Source organism: Exiguobacterium artemiae (assembly GCF_033342815.1).
GTDB classification, from domain to species: domain Bacteria; phylum Bacillota; class Bacilli; order Exiguobacteriales; family Exiguobacteriaceae; genus Exiguobacterium_A; species Exiguobacterium_A artemiae_A.
Window position 1 is genome coordinate 292985 of record NZ_JAWPEN010000002.1, and the last position, 17891, is coordinate 310875.

Below are 17891 nucleotides of genomic sequence, written 5' to 3' on the forward strand. Positions count from 1 at the left end.
AAAATGAATTAAAATTCAGTCTTACTTAGTATACCATTCCTGACAACGGAAACGGAGGGAGACCATGTCTCGTCTATGCAGCAAATTACAGATTGATGTCCCGATTATTCAAGGCGGGATGGGGAATATCAGCCATGCCGAACTGACCGCCGCCGTCTCGAATGCCGGAGGGCTTGGAACGATCGGATGCGGGACGATGCCACCTGCTGAAGTCAGACAATTAATCGAAGCGACACGCCGGTTGACATCACGTCCGTTTGCCCTCAACATCGCAATCCGCGTCTCGCCTCATGCCGAACAGTTGGTCGAGTTGGCGATTGAAGAACGGATTCCGGTCGTATCCTTGTCGGCCGGTAATCCGGCTCCTTTTTTGTCCAAGTTAAAGCAGGCGGGGATCCAGACGATCGGAGTCGTTGCTTCGGTCAAACAGGCGATTAAAGCCGAACAGGCGGGGATTGATGTATTGGTGGCGGAAGGCGTCGAAGCGGCGGGCATCAATTCACCGCTTGAGTTGACCACGATGACCCTGATTCCGCAAATTGCGGATCATGTCACGATTCCTGTCCTTGCCGCCGGCGGCATCGGCGACGGGCGTGGTCTTGCCGCTGCCTGGATGCTCGGAGCAGAAGGTGTGCAGCTCGGCACCCGATTGATTGCGACCCAGGAATCCCGTGTGCATGAGCAGTATAAACAACATCTTGTGCAGGCGGACGATCTGGAAACACGAATCATCGGCCGTGAAGTCGGACAGGTCCGGCGTGTGCTGAACGGACCGTATGTCGAGGCACTGCAGCCGACGTCACTTGCGGCTTTTCAGGAACAGACAACCGAATCGTTTCATATTAAAGGAGCCCTTGAGGGGGACGAGACGGCAGGATACGTTAATGCCGGTCTGATCTCCGGTTTGATTGATGATGTTCCGACCGTCGCGGAGCTGTTTAACCGGATGATGGATGATGCGTTCGGACGGATCGAACGGATGTATCGGACACTCCAGTAGTAGAGAAGCAAAAGAAGCCGACCGATCAGGTCCGCTTCTTTTTTGTGGTTCAGGACATTTGTCCTTTCAAATGAGTGCAAAATACGTTCTACTCGTAATTAGAGAAAAAGGAGGATGAAGATGCAAGGAATCGTTTTTGCTTTATTCAGCGGATTGTTCATCGCATTGCAAGGGATTTTTAATGCCCGGCTTGGTGACGCGGTTGGGCCGTGGATCTCCGTGACGATCGTCCATTTCGTCGGTCTAATCGGCTGTTTATTAATTTACGGATTTGTCCAGGACCGGAAAATCGGCGGTTTCCGCACCTTGCCGCTGATTTACGCAAGCGGCGGATTGCTTGGTGTCTTTGTTGTCGTGACGGAACTGACGTCGATTCAACTGCTCGGGATGACATGGGCGATGTCGCTGTTGCTTGTCGCACAGATCTTGTGTGCCTTTGTAATTGATTTGAACGGCTGGTTTGGAGTCGTTAAAAAAAGCAGTAATACCGGGCAGGGGGTCGGGGTCGGCTTGATGTTGACCGGCGTCTTGATTTTTTCATTTGCCTGAATGGAATAGGAGGAGGAATTAGAATGGGGCTCGGAATGTTTTGTGCCATCGTCGCAGGGATGATGATCAGTTTACAGACCGTTTTAAATGCACGGATGAGTCATGCCTTCGGTGCTTGGGCGACGACGACATTAGTCTTTTTTGTCGGACTGCTCGGGTCGTTGCTCGCATTGATCTTCTTTCGGGGTGGAACGCTTGCGGGGCTGGCCGAAGTCCAGCCGCTTTATCTGTTTGGCGGTTTCGTTGGGGTCGGGGTTGTCTTTTGTGTCATGCGTGGAATTCAGTTGCTCGGACCGTCAATTGCGATTTCCGTCGTCCTGATTTCGCAACTCAGTTTTGCGCTCTGTGTCGACGTCTTTGGCTGGTTCGGTTTACCGAAAGTCGAGTTGTCGTTTGGTCAGATCATCGGTCTGGCCGTCATGCTGAGCGGCATCTTCGTCCTGAAGCGGTATCAGGTCGCGGAGGATGCAGAAGAAGTGGAAGATGTTAAAGTCATTTCCTGAAGAAAAAAAGATATAAAAAAGAGATCATTTCTTTCACGCCACTTCTACTGGTAAAGTGCGTGAAAGGGTGATCTCTTTTTGAAGCTGAATCAGACAGTGACTTCTTCTTTCCAGGCGACATCGATAAAGGCGTCGCGACCGGATGCTTTCCGGTCTTTCTTATAATGGTCCGGATTTTTTTTGTGGAAGTCTTGATGGTATTCTTCCGCCGGATAGAAGGCGTGTGCCGGTTCAATCCGGGTGACGATTGGTTGTTTAAAACGGTTTGTCGCCGCTAAGGCGTCACGGGACGCAATTGCTGCCAGGCGTTGTTCTTCCGTATGATAAAAAATCGCCGGAGCATATTGTGTACCGCGGTCCTGGAATTGTCCGCCGGCATCGGTCGGATCCGTTTGCGGCCAGTACAGTTCGAGTAACCGTTCGTAGGAGAACAGTGCCGGATCAAATGTAATTTCAACGACTTCGGAATGTCCGGTCGTTCCGGTTTTGACTTGCTCGTATGTCGGATTGTCGACATGTCCTCCTGTATAGCCGGATACGATACTGTGAATCCCCGGCAGTTCCTCAAATGGTGTCACCATGCACCAGAAACATCCGCCTGCAAATGTTGCTTTTTCCATGTCATCTCTCCCTTTCCCTTGGCTTCTTGAGCCTTGATCCTGTCATGTCTGACAGTGAGAAAACGAAAACGACTCCTTTGCTTGGTTGCAAAAGGAGTCGCCGCTTTTTATCAACCAAAGCTTTCGCTTTGCTGGTCGTAGCACCTTGCTGTGCGCAGGTTGCTGGGACGTCATCGATCCAGATCTCTCGGTCCACTCTTGATAAGTGTTATATGAAGTTGATGTAAGTTCGTTATCATTGGGATGATAATACCATTCATAAAAGTGGAAAGTCAATCCTTATGTTTGTAAGGCACGAAGAACGGTGGCTCCTAACGTTTTGGATCCAATCAGCAGAGCCCGCTCATCGATTTCATATTTCGGATGGTGTTGCGGATAAATCGTCCGCCCGTCCATTTTTGCAGAGCCCGTGAAGAAATAACTGCCCGGTACTTTTTCGAGGTAATAGGCAAAGTCATCCGCTGCCATCATCGGTTTCATCTCGCGAACCTGTGATTCCGGTAAAAAACCGGCGGATTCCCGGACGAGCTGTGTTTCATCCGGATGATTCCAAAGCGACGGATAACCGGTCGTGAAATCAATCGAATAATCAGCGCCGACTCCGGTGCAGGTCGTCCGGGCGACGAGATCCACCTGTTGGCGTAACTGGTGCCGGAGTTGTTCATTGAACGTCCGGATTTCTCCGACGATCCGGGCTTCACCGGTGACGATGTTCGGTGCCGTTCCGGCGTGGAACGAACCGATTGCAACGATAGCCGGCTCAAATGGATCAACCCGCCGGCTGACGAGATGCTGGAGATTGCAGACAAGCTGGGCACCGGCGACGAGCGCATCCTGTGTCCGGTGCGGAGCTTGGGCATGACCGCCTTGACCGTGAACAACAATTTCAAATTCATCGATTGCACATAACGTATGACCGCTGTGATAGCCGATTGATCCGACCGGAAGATCATTTTCGAGGTGAGTGCCGAAGATGGCATCGACTCCGTCGAGACAACCGTCCTCAATCATCTGGATGGCACCGCCGGGGAACACTTCTTCACCGTGTTGATGAATGAAGACGACAGTACCTGCCAGTTCATCCTGTATGGCATGAAAAGCAGCGGCCAGTCCGAGGACAATCGCCGTATGACCGTCGTGTCCGCAGGCATGCATGACGCCGGGACGAATCGAACGGAACGATAACTCGGTTTCTTCCTGCAACGGCAACGCATCAAAATCGGCCCGGATGGCGATTGTTTTTCCGGGACGTGTTCCTTTCAGCGTCGCGACGATCCCGCTGCCGCCGACGTTTGCCCGGTACGGAATACCGAGTTCATCATAAAAAGCAGCGATTTTAGCGGGAGTGCGGACTTCTTGAAACGATAATTCCGGATGGCGGTGAAAGTCGCGGCGTAAACGAATCATCTCCGGTTCATAACCAGTTAAGTAGGTAAATAAATTTTCTTGCATCGAAATCATCCTTTTCGGTATGTCTTGAGTAAAAACGGGTACAGATAGAAGTAATCAATTAGAGGAGGAATCAACATATGGGTGAAATCATCGTCAATGCCGTTCTTACAGTCAAAGCAGGATTAGCCGATCAAGTCTTTCCAATTTTAAGCACAGTCTACAAAGCAGCACAAAATGAACCGGGTTGCTTGCGTTATACATTACATCAATCGATTGAAAATGAACATCAGTTCATGCTCTATGAAGTCTATCAGGATGAAGAAGCACTGGAAGCACATATTGCATCGGACCACTATAAAGCATACCGGGAACAAATCGAGTTGTACCTGGAGGACCGTCAAGTGACGAAATACGTCGAGATGACATTCTGAATCAAGGAAAGAAGGGCGTATGGATCCGCAAGGGTCCATACGCCTTTTTCGTTGTTACATCGATTTAAAGCCGAGGAAATGTTCCCGCCAACGTGGTTCGTAAATCGAGTTGATTTGCAGTTGTGAGCCGCCGGCATGAATGAAATATTCATTATCGAGCATGATACCGATGTGTGACGGTCCGTCCGTATACGTATTTTCGAAAAAGACGATATCCGACCGTTTCCCGCTGCTGATTGTCGTCCGGCGATTCGTAAAGAACGCACCGTACCAGTAGCCGCTGACGTTCGTCCGGCCACCGTATTTCCCGGCTTCATTCGTTGCGTAATGAATCAGTCCGGAACAATCAAACCCGCCGTTGGCTGCTGTTTGCGAACCCCATGTATATGGTGTTCCTAAGTGTTTGGCGGCTGCCTGAATCAACTTTTCACCGCGCGATGTGTTTTTCTGTGCAATCCGTGTATCCGTTTTTACCGTGACGGCACTGACCGGCAGATAAACAGGGGACCAGCCGGACTGAATGACATAAAAATTACCGACCCGGTACCGGGGATAAACACGTTTTCCCTGTTCCATCAGTCCGGCACTTTTCGGACTGACCGGTGTCACAAAATAAGACGATATTGCTTTGACCGTATAGATTTTTTGACGGTTAATCGCTTGTTGGGTGTAACGCATGTCCGGTTTTGTTGTTCCGATGTACGGATTGATGACATAACCGGTTGTTCCGTTTGGCAAGCGGACTTGCCAAAAGTCATCGTCGATTGCTTTCAGACCGATCAACTTTGTGCCTTTGCTCAAATAACCGGCAGGGCGGCTGTAGGCGACATCGGCTGAGAAGAGCGGCGTCTGATCAAAGTGGACATAAAAGACGGTGCCGACTTTTGGACGCGCGACCGGTTTGTTTAAACCGAGTCTGCTCGAGTCGACGTAGCCAAACGTCGTTCCAATTTTGACCCGTGTGTAGTAGCCGCTTGTACCGTAAATCGACAGTTGTGCATTTTTCTTCAGGGTGCCGATTTTTCCTGTCAGACTGGCTTTCGGGTGAACGACGACTTTATCATCGAGAACGTAACGGATTCCGGTGACATCATACAAATCCGGTTTTTTCGTCACGAGATCGGTTGTTTTGACGTAAGCGTAGACAGAACCAAGCTTAACGCGTGTGTACGCGCCGCTTGTGCCGTAAATGTCAATCTGTTCTGCACGCTTCATTGTACGGACAATCGTTTTTGCGGTCGTGTCTTTAAAAATAGCTGTCGATTTGCTCGTATACCGGAGACCTGTCTTGGCATAGACTTTCGTCGGGGCAAGCGTACTCGTTAAGACGTAGGCGTATTGTCCGCGGAACAGAATCCGGCTGTAAGCACCGCTCGTTCCGTAGACGGTTAACAGCGTATTCGTCTGATGCTGCTTAAGGACGGGACTGGACGTATTAGGTGCGGAACGAATCGACGTCGGTGTCTGGACGTATAAACGATCTGTTTTGGCATAAACTTTTAAGGGAGCGAGTGCGCTCGTCAGGACATAGGCATATTGTCCGCGGAATAAAATCCGACTGTAGGCGCCGCTTGTTCCGTAGACGGTTAACAGCGTATTCGTCTGATGCTCCTTTAAGACGGGACTGGATGCATTAGGCAACTGGCGGATTGGAGTAGGCGACTGGACATACAACCGGGCTGTCTGTGCAAAAAACTCCAGGTCACCTAACTGAGCCGTCAGGACAAATCCATAGACATTGTTTAAGCGGACGCGTGTATAGACACCGGATACGCCGTAAATGTCGACGAGTTGATTTTGAGCCAATGTACCGAGTGGTGTCCCTGTCGTTGCAGCGGTCGGGTAGACAGTTGCAAGCTGTTGGCTGTATTTTTTGCCGGTTGCTGTATACGAGATGACCGGTTTTGTTCCGAGATGAGCCGTCAAGACGAAGGCATACGTACCATTTAACTCAATCCGGGTGAAGTTTCCTGAAGTACCGAGTGTCTTGATGGCATCATTTTGTGTCAAAGTGGCAAGCGGTTTTTGTGTGGTGTCGGCGGTCGGATAGACCGGTGTTTTTTGTTGGACAAACCGTTCTCCTGTCGCCGAATAGACAGGGGTTGTACTTAAATCCGCCGTCAGGACAAACAGATAACCGGCATCCTGTTTGACGCGGGTGAAGAGACCGACCTGACCATATGTATCGATTTTGCTGTTTGGCGCAAATGTCTGAGCGGTTGCTGCCGACGAATCTGCCGATGAATAAAGGACGGTCACTTTATTTGTATAGTGACTGCCGATTTTCGGATAGACAGGAGTATCCGCCAACTGGTCTGTCTTCACAAACCGGTAGACACCATCGAGTTTAATGCGGGTAAAGAGACCTTCGACTCCGAACGTCTCGACTTCAGTAGCGGCAGGCAAGGTGCTGACTGCGGCTGTACTTTCCGTTGTTTCAAAGACCGGGGTAGCAGTCTGGGTAAACTGTTTACCGGTCGCCACTTCTGTTTGCTCGTCGACAACGACGGCTGAATCATTTCCTTCTGCCAGCGGACTGATCGGGAAAGAACTGAACAGCATGACGGAAGCGGCGAGTGACGTGAACCATTTTTTTGAAAGAGGCATCGTATCTAAAACTCCATTTCTCTAGAAAATTAATTTTTACTCCAATTAAAACTAAGTTTACCATGTTCATTTTTAATGGTGTAAAAAGATATCAAAAAAAGTAAATCATCACCCAAATGATACAAGGGACAATATGATGCAAAAAAAAAACGGTACCTCGTGTTAAAGAGGCACCATCTGAATTATGCGGGATCGTCTTCATGATCGACTTGCCATTCCCAATCGAGCATGCCGTAAATGAGCGAATCGCGCCAATGATCTTCGAGATAGACGGTTTCACGGAGCTGTCCTTCTTTCGTCATCCCGACTTTCTGAAGGACACGTTCTGAAGCGACATTTCGCGGGTCACACGTGGCGGTAATCCGGTGTAACTCCAGTTTTTCGAATCCGAATTCGAGTAAAAATGCCGCAACGGACGTTGCATAGCCGTTTCCCCATTCATCGGGTGACAGGATATAACCGATTTCGGCAATCTTGTGTTCGGTATCGGTGATCACCAGTTCACCGGCTCCGATGACACGGTCGTCCGGGAAGGTGACGGCAAAGACATAACGGCGGCGTGGATTTTCAAGTTCGCTCTCGAGAGCATCATGAATAAACTGTTTACTGTCGCTTTCGGAGTTGGGTCCCCACGATTGATACTGACTGACAATCGGTTTTGAGGCATAGGCATGGACAGCTTCTAAATCTTCTGGAGTGAAACGACGGATTCGCAGTTGCTCGTTGATTTTATAGCGCATGATGGACTCCTCCTCTGTAGTGGACTCTCTATAAGATATTAGCTGTTCAGCCCGATTTTCCTGTTTGACAGGCAAAATCAAGCGTGCTAAAGTCGGTGTATCGAATGAACAGTATAAGTATCCTCTAGGGTTCCGTTCGGCTGGACCAAGGGAGGAACATAAGGGAAACCTTATGCAACGGAGGGATAAAAGCCCGGGAGTAAAGCGTTTTTACGCTTGCTCCCGGGCTTTTTTGTTTGATTCGAACTGAAGGAGGAAATCACATGGCAAAATATTGGTTCAGCATCATCCTGGCATCCTTTTTTGAAGTCGGTTGGGTCATCGGATTAAAGCACGCTACGACACCACTTGAATGGGCGGCGACTGTGGTCAGTATCATTATCAGTTTTACTGTTTTAATTAAAGTCAGCAATCATTTGCCGGTCGGAACGGTCTATGCGGTGTTCGTCGGACTCGGTACAGCAGGGACGGTCGTGACGGATATCGTTCTGTTTGGTCAGTCCGCATCCGTCATCAAGCTGATATTGATTGCCGTCTTGCTCGTAGGTGTGATCGGTTTGAAATTAGTCAGCGGGGAGGGTGAAAAACAATGAGTTGGTTTTATTTGATTCTGGCAGGACTGTTTGAAATGTTGGGTGTTGTTTTGATCAATACGTACAATCAACAAAAAAACGTCAAGAATCTGTTGCTGATGTTCACTGGTTTTGGACTCAGTTTTTTATTCCTGACCTTAGCGATGAATGAGCTGCCAATGGGAACAGCTTATGCGGTCTGGACGGGCATTGGAGCAGCCGGTGGGACGATTCTCAGCATGATTTTTTACAATGAAGCGAAGGATTGGAAACGGATTGTTTGTATCGGCTTAATTCTTAGTGCGACGATTGGTTTGAAGCTGATTGGAGAATAAACATATCATTTAGATTACTTTTCCTGTTCGAGCCGACTAGGTGGCATATTTTAGCTGAAAAAAGGAAATACTCCTTATAAGACAAGTACGTCATTAAAATCGTGCATAAGGGGATGGATGGATATGAAAACGAAACAGTATATCGGAACGTTTTATAAAGAGGAAGAACTGATTTCGAAAATGGATGAGTTGCATCAGCAAGGTCATCGCGAAGAAGATTTTTATATCATCGTCAAAGAGAAATCGAATCTTCAACTTGTCCGCAGTCAGATGGATGCGGAAATCGCGACGACGAAACCGTCATGGATCGACCGGATCCGTGGAAATCACGGACGCGATCAGGAAGTGGACGATCTGTTTGGTTCGCTCGATTTACCGGCGGATCAAGTCGAAGTCCATAAAACGGAAGTCGAAGGCGGCGGATTCGTTCTGTTACTGGAAGTTCAGGACATTCAGTTTGATCCCCATTTAAATACGGACAATACACATCCGGACGTCAAAGTGCGTTACGGCAGTTATGAAGAAACGCATACATCAGACGATGCCAATTCCAATGCGCAACTCGGATCGGGCAATCCGCTTGACGTCGATAAAGACTCAAAAGAAGAGCATGCGGACATCGATTTGCATCGTGCCGGCACCGACAAGATGCCGCAGGACGAAGAGGCAATTCAGCATGCCAAACTGGACAGTAACCGTGAACCGGACATTGCGATGCGCCGGGACGACGATTTTAAACGTCCGGAGTGGGAAGAACAAAAGGAACGTCATGAGGAACATTCGGATGAGAAAAAAGAACAACTGCACCGTCCGACCCGTTCGGCGGATCACTCTGATGATGTGGCGAAACAGGATCACGGAAACGATTTGGATCGTTAATCCCCAAAAAAAAGAGACTGACGGACGTGTCAGCCTCTTTGTATCAGGCGATGTTCACAGTGATGTGAGCCTCGTCTTATTTTTTGTGCATGTCGTCCGGATTCGATCCGGTCCGCTCGTTACGATTGAGCTGATCGATTTGTCGCATGTCGTCCGGAGACAACGTAAACTCAAAGATGTCCAGGTTTTCCTGAATCCGGCTTGGTGTGACGGATTTCGGAATCGCGATGATGTCATGCTGCAGGTGCCAGCGGAGAACGACTTGAGCAGGGGTTTTGCCGTGGCGTGCTGCAATCTCTGTGATGACCGGTTCTGTTAAGGCGTCGCGGCCTTTCATTAACGGACTCCATGCTTCGACAACAATCCCGTTCTTTTGGCAAAATTCACGGATGGCTTCCTGACTCAAGAACGGATGTAACTCGATTTGATTGACGGCTGGGACGACGGTTCCTTCTTCCAGTACCCGTGTTAAATGTGGAATGTGGAAATTCGAGACCCCGATGGCTTTTGTTTTGCCGTCCCGATACAACTGTTCTAATGCCCGCCACGTATCCATGTATAAATCCTCGTCCGGCATCGGCCAATGAATCAAGTATAAATCGACGTAATCGACACCAAGTTTTGTAAGACTTGTTTCAAAGGCGGCAAGTGTCTGTTCGTAACCTTGATCCTTATTCCAAACCTTCGTCGTTAAAAAAATCTCTTCCCGTGGAATCCCCGAATCTTTTAATGCACGACCGACACCGGCTTCGTTTTCATAAATCATTGCCGTATCGATGGAACGGTAGCCGACCCGTAAAGCTTCCCGCACCGCTTCATAGACTTCCTGTTCCGGGACTTTAAAGACACCGTAACCTAGTTGCGGCATAACCAGTCCATTATTCAATGTGACGAACTCCATTTGAACTCCCCCTTATGATGATAATCCTGTCTTAACCAGTTTACGCTTTTCACTTTCGAAAATCGAATCAAAGCAAGGGTTGAATTGGCGCAGGTAAATCCGTATACTGAGCGTTAACAAATATTGGGAGGGATGAAGATGATTCGTCAAGCCGTTTTACAATACATACATGAAGAACATGCTGTCGATCGACTTTCAGAATTATTACGGGGGAGAAAAGCTGTCCTGATTCACGGCGAACAGGCGTTGAAATCGTCCGAACAGTATTTACCGGAACTGCCGAAGTTATTATTTTCCGGACACTGTACCGACCAGCAGGTAGCCGAGCTGACAGAACGATGTGCCTCATATGAAATCATCATCGCTCTTGGCGGCGGGTCCGTCATCGACACGGCCAAACAAGTTGCCTGCAAACTAAACCGTCCCTTGATCGTCATTCCGACGCTCGTCTCGAACTGTGCCCCTTGGACACCGCTCAGCGTCATGTACGACGAACGGGGACAGTACCTTCGTTTTGACACGATTCCTGTCGTCATCGAAGCCTTGTTGCTTGATCACCGGATTTTAGCAGCCAGTCCATACGATTATTTTGTTGCCGGTCTGGTCGATACGTTGGCTAAATGGTATGAAGCCCGGGCACTGAGTGGGGCGACTTCTGACAATCCGGTCGTCGAAACCGCCTTACGGATGGCAGAACACTGCAAACAATTGATTTTGCAGACGCCGATCAGTCCCGAACAATTTCAAGATTATCCGCTTTCGATTCAACATCTGGTGGAAACGGTCATTCCCCTTGCCGGAAGTGCCGGCGGATTCGGTGACGAAGCGACACGCGGGGCGATTGGTCACGGCGTCCATAATGCATTATCGCCGTTTCCGTCGACGAAACGGATTTTACACGGAAGTAAAGTCGGTTACGGCTTGTTGATCCAGGAATCGCTGTTGGGTAATCCGGAATCCTATGCAGAGCTCCGACAGTATTTGATTGAAAACAAACAACCGACGACGAGTACAGATCTCGGATTGACGGAAGCGGAGCGAGCCGACTTGGCAAAACGAATTGGCCAAGAACCGCTCTGTCAATTGATTGCAACGGACTGGTCAGAAGAAACCGTTTTTTCGACTTTAATGAAAAATGACCGGCAGGCCGTTTCCGTACGTTGATGCCGTAAGAAGAAGGACGATTTTTCCTGCAGGAGTGGCGTGAAGCGAGTGATTCTTTTTTTACGAAACAAAAGGGTGGTAGAATAATCATCTGCCACCCTTATCTTTGTAGAGGCAGACTTTTGAGTCAGCCCGTCATCATCATTGTGCTTTTGCCAGCTCCGAATAAGGTGCAGGGCGACCGAGTAAATAACCTTGACCGAGATCAAACCCAAGTTCGCGGCAGAGGTCAAGTTCTTCCTGACGTTCGATACCTTCTGCAAGAATTTGAATGCCCATCTCTTTTGTTAAATGACGTGCTTTTCGCAAGAACGCTTCATTTTCTGCCACCGTGTCACAGTTTGAGATGAAGGCGCGGTCAATTTTAACGTAATCCGGTTGGAGCAACGACAACATATCAAGCGTCGAGAAGCCGGCACCGACATCGTCCAGTGCTACTTGAATACCCTGTTTTTTATATTGTTCGAAGACATGTTTCAAGTGATTGACGTCTTCGATTTTTTCCGTCTCGACGACTTCGAACACGAGCCGACTTGGATCCACGTTATACCGTTCGACGATTTCAAACGTATGACGCAGGCAGTATTCCGGATTATAGATGGTCGAAGGAAGGAAGTTGATGAATGTCTTCTCTGTTCCGCCGACCAAGTGTGTTGCCCGAATCGCTTCTTCACGCGCCCGTTGATCGAGGCGGGAATGGAGCCCCATTTTTGATGCCGTCGAAAAGAGGAGACCGGGAGACATCGGAATCGTTTGATCAGCGGCCCGGAGCAACGCTTCGTTGGCGAACAAGCTGTTGTCTTGAATATTAAATATGGGTTGCAGATGACTCGTCATGACTCCGTTTTGGATGAAATCGATGGCTTGACGGCTCTTTAACTGTTCGAGTAAAACAGAGGCGGTCAGCACAGGTGTCACGAGACGGGATCCTGTCGCCCGGCAGGAGACTGGAAAATCGGCAATTTGTAACGTAGAGGCGAGAATTTGTTCCAACTGTTCAAATGAACTATAAGAAAATATTTCCGGTGGAGAAGACTGGATATGTAGAGATCCCGCTTCAATAAATCGGATGGTCGTTGTACATTCGGCGCAAGGATGCCACATGGATGAGTGTCCACCTTTCTGATTTAAATACATGTTAAAGATGTATTTATTAAATTAGTTAAAGTCTTTACCCGAAGATAATCTATAAATAAACATGATATCAACTATTTGTCCTTCTATTGACCAAAGTAAAAAAAAAGACAGGTCCAGTTCATCTTTTGATGAACCATCCTGTCTTTTTTATCGGTTAATCGGTACATAATTTAAAGGATTACGATCGAATCCACAAAATCCACAGCGTCGCATGGAGTAAAATCGCCAGCGGTACAAGAAGTTGAAACTTCGCTGTCCGGGTTTTATGACGAACCGATTGCATCGCTAAAAGTGTCCCGAGTGCACCACCGAGAAATGCGATGATCAGCAAGGTCGCTTCCGGTGTACGCCATTCGTGTTGCTGTGCTTTTCGTTTATCCCGCCACATCGAAACAAATCCGATAACAGTCATAATACCGTAAAAGACAACAATAGTTGAAAAAATAGTCATGTCTGTATATTACCTTTCCGCGCCGCCGCCACCGGAACTTCCGCCGCCGCCCCGGCTGCCACCGCCACCGCCTCCACCACCACGCATGATGGCGGAAAAAATATTGATGATGGCAAAGAAGAACATGCCACCGGTGAACTTCATGTCGAGGAACAGCAAGAGGACAAGACCGGCACCAATCAGGACTTTTGCCCATGTACTCAAACCGCCGTCCGTACTTTTCTTGACCGGATCCTGTGATTCAAGCGACTGTTCTTTCGACACGACGCTGACGACCGCTTTATAGGTTTCGGATGCCGCTTTGCCATAATTACCTTGATCCCGGTACGGAACGGCGTACTTGTCAAGAATCCGTCCCGCTGTGATGTCGGTCAGAATACCTTCCAGCTTATAGCCGACCTCGATCCGGAAATTCCGGTCTTTTTCGTTTGGTGCCACGACGACGAGAATTCCGTTATCTTTTCCGGCCTGTCCGATGCCTTGAGACCGGAACGTTTCATTGGCATACGTGCTTAAATCTTGTCCTTTTAAATCCGGCACAGTCTTGAGTACAACCTGTGCCGTTGTATATTGTTCGAGTTCTTGCCCGAGACGAGCGAGTTCCGCTTCTTCCGACGCGGTCAGCAGCTGTGCATCATCCTGGATGAAGAACGCTGCGCCCGTGCGTTCTGACACGGCTTCGGCAGTCGGAGTCAGAAGGAAGAAGACGAGGAACGCGGTAAAAAGCAGGCGCGTTCGTCGCCAAATCATTTCGAGTCACTATTGAAGTCAACCGTTGGATTTTCACGGTCACTTTCTGAGATTTCATAATATGGTTTTTTCTCGAAACCAAACGCCGAAGCATAAAGCGAAGTTGGGAAACTGCGACGTTTTTTATTGTAGACAGTCACGGCATCATTATAATCTTTCCGAGCGATACCGAGACGATTTTCGGTTCCTTCAAGTGTATCCATCAACGATTGGAATCGTTCGCTTGATTTTAAGTCCGGATATGTCGTTTGCAACGCAATCAATCCACGAAGTGAAGACGTGACCTGTTGATCGGCTTCAATCCGTTGTTCTGTTGAAGCCGCACGGGCAAGACCTGCCTGTGCCTCGGCGATATCACCGTAGACTTTTTGTTCCTGACCGGCGACCCCTTTGACGGTTTCAACGAGGTTCGGAATTAAATCCGCCCGGCGTTTAATTTGATTATCGACTTGCGACCACTTATTTGAAACATCTTCTTCGACATTGACGAGACTGTTGTACTGTCCGATTGCTAAAAAGGCAATGAGGACGACGACTGCAATCCCGATGATGAGAGGTAACTTGGAACCTCCACGATTTCTACGAGCCATATTGATGACCACTCCTTTTTTCTGTATCTCAACTATCTATACCCTAATCTGCAACAATAAGTTTCAAGAAATCAAAAAACCATCAGCGGAAAGCTGATGATTTTTGGGATTACATATAGACGACGACCGCAAGAATCGCTGCCAGGACAAGACGGTAAATCGCAAACGGAACGAGTTTGATTTTATTGATCAGTTTCAGGAAGAAACGGATCGACAGTAACGCAAAGCCGAACGAAGCGATGAAACCGACTGCATAAAATCCAAGATCTCCAACATTGATATATTCCCAGTTCTTGACGAGTGACAAGGCACTTGCCCCAAACATGATCGGAACCGCCATGATGAACGTAAAGTCCGCTGCTGTCCGGTGATTCATTCCGAGGAAAACACCACCGGAAATCGTTGAGCCGGACCGTGAGAATCCCGGCCAAAGCGAGATACATTGGAACAGCCCGACCAGTGCTGCCTGGCGGTATGAAATCTGATCAAGCGTCGTTGTTTTCGGTTCTTTTGGTCCGAATTTATCAGCGGCAATCATTAAAATCGCACCAGCGGCAAGACCGATGATGACCGTATCGATTGAGAAAAGATTTTCGTCGATGAAGTCTTCAAACAACAGACCGAGAACGGCTGCCGGGAGTAAACCGATCAGGACATGGCGTAATTTTAATTTATGCGTACCCGATGCATCGTGCTCACCTTCGATTTTATAAAGACCGATTAAACTGAACAGCCGTTTCCAAAAGACGACGATGACGGCTAAAATCGAACCAAGCTGGATGACGATTTTAAAGGTGTTGGCCGAGTACTTCCCTAAGAAGTCCGTTGTTTGAAGCCACATGTCATCGACGATGATCATATGTCCGGTCGAGGAGACAGGGGCGAATTCCGTCATTCCTTCGACGAAACCGAGTAAAAGTGCTTTAAGTAATTCAATGATAGTCATGTTATTCTCCTTCTATATTATTCTAAATAAAAACATATCATGTTTTATTCTTCTGAGATAGAACGAATCGAAATATCGGGCGCAGGACTGAGAGAAATCCGGCTTGTTGCAAGCATCAAAAAAGAGTACACTGAACTTATAATCAAACAAACGTTTGAATGAGGTGAGGGAATGGAAGCGAAAACAGAACGTCTGAAAATTACAGGAATTGATTGTGCCAACTGTGCGGCGAAGGTGGAACGGGGTGTCGCGAGCGTGGCAGGCATCGAGCAAGCTGATTTGGATTTTGCCGGTCAGAAACTCTATCTGACATATGAAAAGGGCGCTGCATGCGACGATACGTATCAGGCAGTCGTCGAACGGATTCAGCAACTTGAACCGGATGTCCGTCTCGTCCGGACGGCGACAACAGAAGCCGTCGATCCGCATGAACACACGGGACATGACCACAGCCATCCGCACGATCATGGTCCATTTTTGAACCGTACGAAAAAAATACAATACAGTGTCGGCATGATCTCGTTCATCAGTGCTTTTTTTGTTCCGGGATCAATTGACCTTCTATTTTTTGCAATTGCCTATTTTTTAATCGGTTGGGATGTCCTTCGAACCGCTGTCAGAAATATCCGGCATGGTCAGGTGTTTGACGAGAACTTCTTGATGGTCATTGCGACGTTCGGTGCTTTTTTAATCGGAGAGTATCCGGAAGCGGTTGCTGTCATGTTGTTTTATCAAGTCGGGGAGTTTTTCCAACACCGTGCTGTCGATCAGTCGCGGAAATCGATTGCTGCGTTGATGGATATCCGGTCGGATGTCGCGACGCTTGAGGATGGACGACGTGTGAGTCCGGAACAGGTCAACATCGGTCAACGGATTGTTGTTCGGGCAGGGGAGAAGGTTCCACTGGATGGAACGGTTCTAACAGGAGAAGCGTTCATCGATACGACCGCGTTGACCGGGGAATCGGTCCCGCGGCGTGTTCGTCCGACCGAGCCGATTTTAGCCGGAACGATCAATACGGACGGTCATCTGTTGATTCAAGTCGACCGGCCGTACAATGAGTCGACTGTCGCTAAAATTCTCGATTTAGTGGAAAATGCGTCACGCCATAAAGCACCGACGGAAAAATTCATCACACGATTTGCACGAGTTTATACACCGATTGTCGTTCTTGTAGCAACACTTCTTGCCGTCGTGCCGCCACTCGTCGTGACGGAAGCAACGTGGAGTGACTGGATTTACCGGGCACTAGTGTTCCTTGTCATCAGTTGTCCCTGCGCGCTTGTGATTTCGATTCCGCTCGGCTTCTTTAGCGGAATCGGTGCCGCTTCGAAACGCGGTATTCTCGTCAAAGGCGGAAATCATCTTGAAGCGTTACAACAACTCGATACCGTCGTCTTTGATAAAACAGGAACGTTGACGGAAGGGGTTTTTGAAGTCGTTGAGATGCAGGCGGTTCATGGATCAGAAGACGACTTATTGCGTGCCGCGGCAACCGTCGAGCAACATTCCAATCATCCGATTGCCAAATCCATTCAGCGGATGTATGCATCACACGGTTCCGTTTCGACCGCTGTTCAAGAGTATCAGGAAGTGGCAGGTTCCGGCGTCAGCGGACGGTTCGGGACAGATCAAATTCAGGCGGGAAGTGCCCGGTGGTTCAAAGAGCTCGGCTTTACGCCGCTCGCTCAGACCGAGGACGGGACCTATGTACATGTGGCCCGAAATGACAGCTACCTTGGATTTATCCGGATTGCCGACCGTATTAAAGACACGACGGTAGAAGCGTTGGACGGGCTGAAAGCACTCGGAATTCTTCAGACAATCATGTTGACCGGCGACCGCCGGGAAACGGCAGAGCGCATCGGCCAACAAATCGGGATGACGCAAGTGAAGGCGGAACTGTTGCCGGATCAAAAAGTCGAACAATTAGAAGCCATCTTACATCAAGCGAAAGGCCGGGTCGCGTTCGTCGGCGACGGGATCAACGATGCTCCCGTGTTGACACGGGCGGATGTCGGGATTGCGATGGGTGGACTCGGAAGTGATGTCGCAATCGAAGCGGCGGATGTCGTCCTGATGACGGATGAACCGAAACAGCTCGTCGAAGCGATTCGGATTGCCCGAGCGACACGCCGGATTGTTTATCAGAACATCGCATTTGCACTTGGTATAAAAGGCGTGTTCTTATTGCTTGGCGCCTTTGGTGTTGCGACGATGTGGGAAGCTGTTTTTGCCGATGTCGGTGTAACGGTGCTCGCGGTCTTAAACGCGATGCGGATTTTACGAAAATAAGAATGGATGCACAATAAAACCTCTCCCGC

At 48.8% G+C, this 17891-nt stretch carries 19 protein-coding genes and 1 riboswitch; of the genes, 9 read left to right on the top strand and 10 right to left on the bottom strand.

The genetic code is table 11. The features are described 5' to 3' along the window. The first annotated feature begins 64 nt into the window (after positions 1-64). From R7V76_RS04030 to R7V76_RS04040, 3 genes are all read left to right on the top strand, one after another. The gene (locus R7V76_RS04030) at positions 65-1000 is read left to right on the top strand and encodes an NAD(P)H-dependent flavin oxidoreductase (protein WP_318091368.1); all 936 of its coding nucleotides are present in this window, start codon (positions 65-67) and stop codon (positions 998-1000) included. A 120-nt stretch (positions 1001-1120) separates the two neighbouring features. Further along, positions 1121-1549 (top strand): DMT family transporter, encoded by a 429-nt coding sequence (locus tag R7V76_RS04035; RefSeq protein WP_318091369.1) that lies wholly within the window; start codon positions 1121-1123, stop codon positions 1547-1549. A 23-nt stretch (positions 1550-1572) separates the two neighbouring features. Beyond that, the gene (locus R7V76_RS04040) at positions 1573-2052 is read left to right on the top strand and encodes a DMT family transporter (RefSeq protein WP_318091370.1); all 480 of its coding nucleotides are present in this window, start codon (positions 1573-1575) and stop codon (positions 2050-2052) included. Positions 2053-2141: 89 nt separating this feature from the next. Here R7V76_RS04040 and msrA read toward each other — a convergent pair whose 3' ends face one another. Next, on the bottom strand, positions 2142-2672 hold the full coding sequence (gene msrA, locus R7V76_RS04045; RefSeq protein WP_318091371.1) for a peptide-methionine (S)-S-oxide reductase MsrA: 531 nt from the start codon (positions 2670-2672) through the stop codon (positions 2142-2144). Positions 2673-2776: 104 nt separating this feature from the next. After that, positions 2777-2880: riboswitch (SAM riboswitch) on the bottom strand. A gap of 71 nt (positions 2881-2951) precedes the next feature. After that, positions 2952-4124 (bottom strand): M20 metallopeptidase family protein, encoded by a 1173-nt coding sequence (locus tag R7V76_RS04050; protein WP_318091372.1) that lies wholly within the window; start codon positions 4122-4124, stop codon positions 2952-2954. A gap of 77 nt (positions 4125-4201) precedes the next feature. On the opposite strand from R7V76_RS04050, the gene R7V76_RS04055 reads away from it, so the two are divergent. Further along, positions 4202-4495: a putative quinol monooxygenase gene (locus R7V76_RS04055; protein ID WP_214855623.1), complete on the top strand. Its 294-nt coding sequence runs from the start codon at positions 4202-4204 to the stop codon at positions 4493-4495. 54 nt (positions 4496-4549) lie between these two features. Here R7V76_RS04055 and R7V76_RS04060 read toward each other — a convergent pair whose 3' ends face one another. Both R7V76_RS04060 and R7V76_RS04065 read right to left on the bottom strand, forming a co-directional pair. Further along, positions 4550-7102 carry an SH3 domain-containing C40 family peptidase gene (locus tag R7V76_RS04060; RefSeq protein WP_318091373.1) on the bottom strand — a complete coding sequence of 851 codons (2553 nt, stop codon included), beginning with the start codon at positions 7100-7102 and terminating at the stop codon, positions 4550-4552. A 182-nt stretch (positions 7103-7284) separates the two neighbouring features. Then, on the bottom strand, positions 7285-7842 hold the full coding sequence (locus tag R7V76_RS04065) for a GNAT family N-acetyltransferase (RefSeq protein ID WP_012369315.1): 558 nt from the start codon (positions 7840-7842) through the stop codon (positions 7285-7287). 263 nt (positions 7843-8105) lie between these two features. On the opposite strand from R7V76_RS04065, the gene R7V76_RS04070 reads away from it, so the two are divergent. The 3 genes from R7V76_RS04070 (at position 8106) to R7V76_RS04080 (ending at position 9628) form a co-directional block, all read left to right on the top strand. Then, positions 8106-8435, top strand: coding sequence for a DMT family transporter (locus R7V76_RS04070; protein WP_318091374.1), 330 nt, complete (start codon positions 8106-8108; stop codon positions 8433-8435). Next, positions 8432-8749 (top strand): DMT family transporter, encoded by a 318-nt coding sequence (locus R7V76_RS04075; protein ID WP_318091375.1) that lies wholly within the window; start codon positions 8432-8434, stop codon positions 8747-8749. Before R7V76_RS04070 ends, R7V76_RS04075 begins: the two co-directional genes overlap by 4 nt. Positions 8750-8872: 123 nt before the next feature. Continuing rightward, positions 8873-9628, top strand: a complete 756-nt coding sequence (locus R7V76_RS04080) for a general stress protein (protein WP_318091376.1) — start codon at positions 8873-8875, stop codon at positions 9626-9628. 76 nt (positions 9629-9704) lie between these two features. On the opposite strand, the gene R7V76_RS04085 is transcribed toward R7V76_RS04080, so the two are convergent. Next, complete coding sequence (locus R7V76_RS04085) at positions 9705-10529, bottom strand: aldo/keto reductase (protein WP_318091377.1); 825 nt, start codon at positions 10527-10529, stop codon at positions 9705-9707. A 138-nt stretch (positions 10530-10667) separates the two neighbouring features. On the opposite strand from R7V76_RS04085, the gene R7V76_RS04090 reads away from it, so the two are divergent. After that, positions 10668-11693, top strand: coding sequence for an iron-containing alcohol dehydrogenase family protein (locus R7V76_RS04090; protein ID WP_318091378.1), 1026 nt, complete (start codon positions 10668-10670; stop codon positions 11691-11693). Between the two features lie 141 nt (positions 11694-11834). Here the strand turns inward: R7V76_RS04090 and R7V76_RS04095 are convergent, their stop codons facing one another. From R7V76_RS04095 to R7V76_RS04115, 5 genes are all read right to left on the bottom strand, one after another. Next, positions 11835-12797 (bottom strand): EAL domain-containing protein, encoded by a 963-nt coding sequence (locus tag R7V76_RS04095; RefSeq protein WP_318091379.1) that lies wholly within the window; start codon positions 12795-12797, stop codon positions 11835-11837. 211 nt (positions 12798-13008) lie between these two features. After that, entirely contained in the window at positions 13009-13281 is a 273-nt protein-coding gene (locus R7V76_RS04100; RefSeq protein ID WP_318091380.1) for a DUF1294 domain-containing protein, read from the bottom strand. Between the two features lie 9 nt (positions 13282-13290). Then, positions 13291-14031 carry a TPM domain-containing protein gene (locus R7V76_RS04105; RefSeq protein WP_318091381.1) on the bottom strand — a complete coding sequence of 247 codons (741 nt, stop codon included), beginning with the start codon at positions 14029-14031 and terminating at the stop codon, positions 13291-13293. Continuing rightward, positions 14028-14621, bottom strand: coding sequence for a LemA family protein (locus R7V76_RS04110; protein ID WP_114597089.1), 594 nt, complete (start codon positions 14619-14621; stop codon positions 14028-14030). The genes R7V76_RS04105 and R7V76_RS04110 overlap by 4 nt, the downstream gene beginning before the upstream one ends. 109 nt (positions 14622-14730) lie before the next feature. Continuing rightward, positions 14731-15567: an undecaprenyl-diphosphate phosphatase gene (locus R7V76_RS04115; RefSeq protein WP_114597090.1), complete on the bottom strand. Its 837-nt coding sequence runs from the start codon at positions 15565-15567 to the stop codon at positions 14731-14733. Between the two features lie 171 nt (positions 15568-15738). Here R7V76_RS04115 and R7V76_RS04120 point away from each other — a divergent pair, with 171 nt between their 5' ends. Then, complete coding sequence (locus R7V76_RS04120) at positions 15739-17862, top strand: heavy metal translocating P-type ATPase (protein ID WP_318091382.1); 2124 nt, start codon at positions 15739-15741, stop codon at positions 17860-17862. Positions 17863-17891 lie beyond the last annotated feature (29 nt).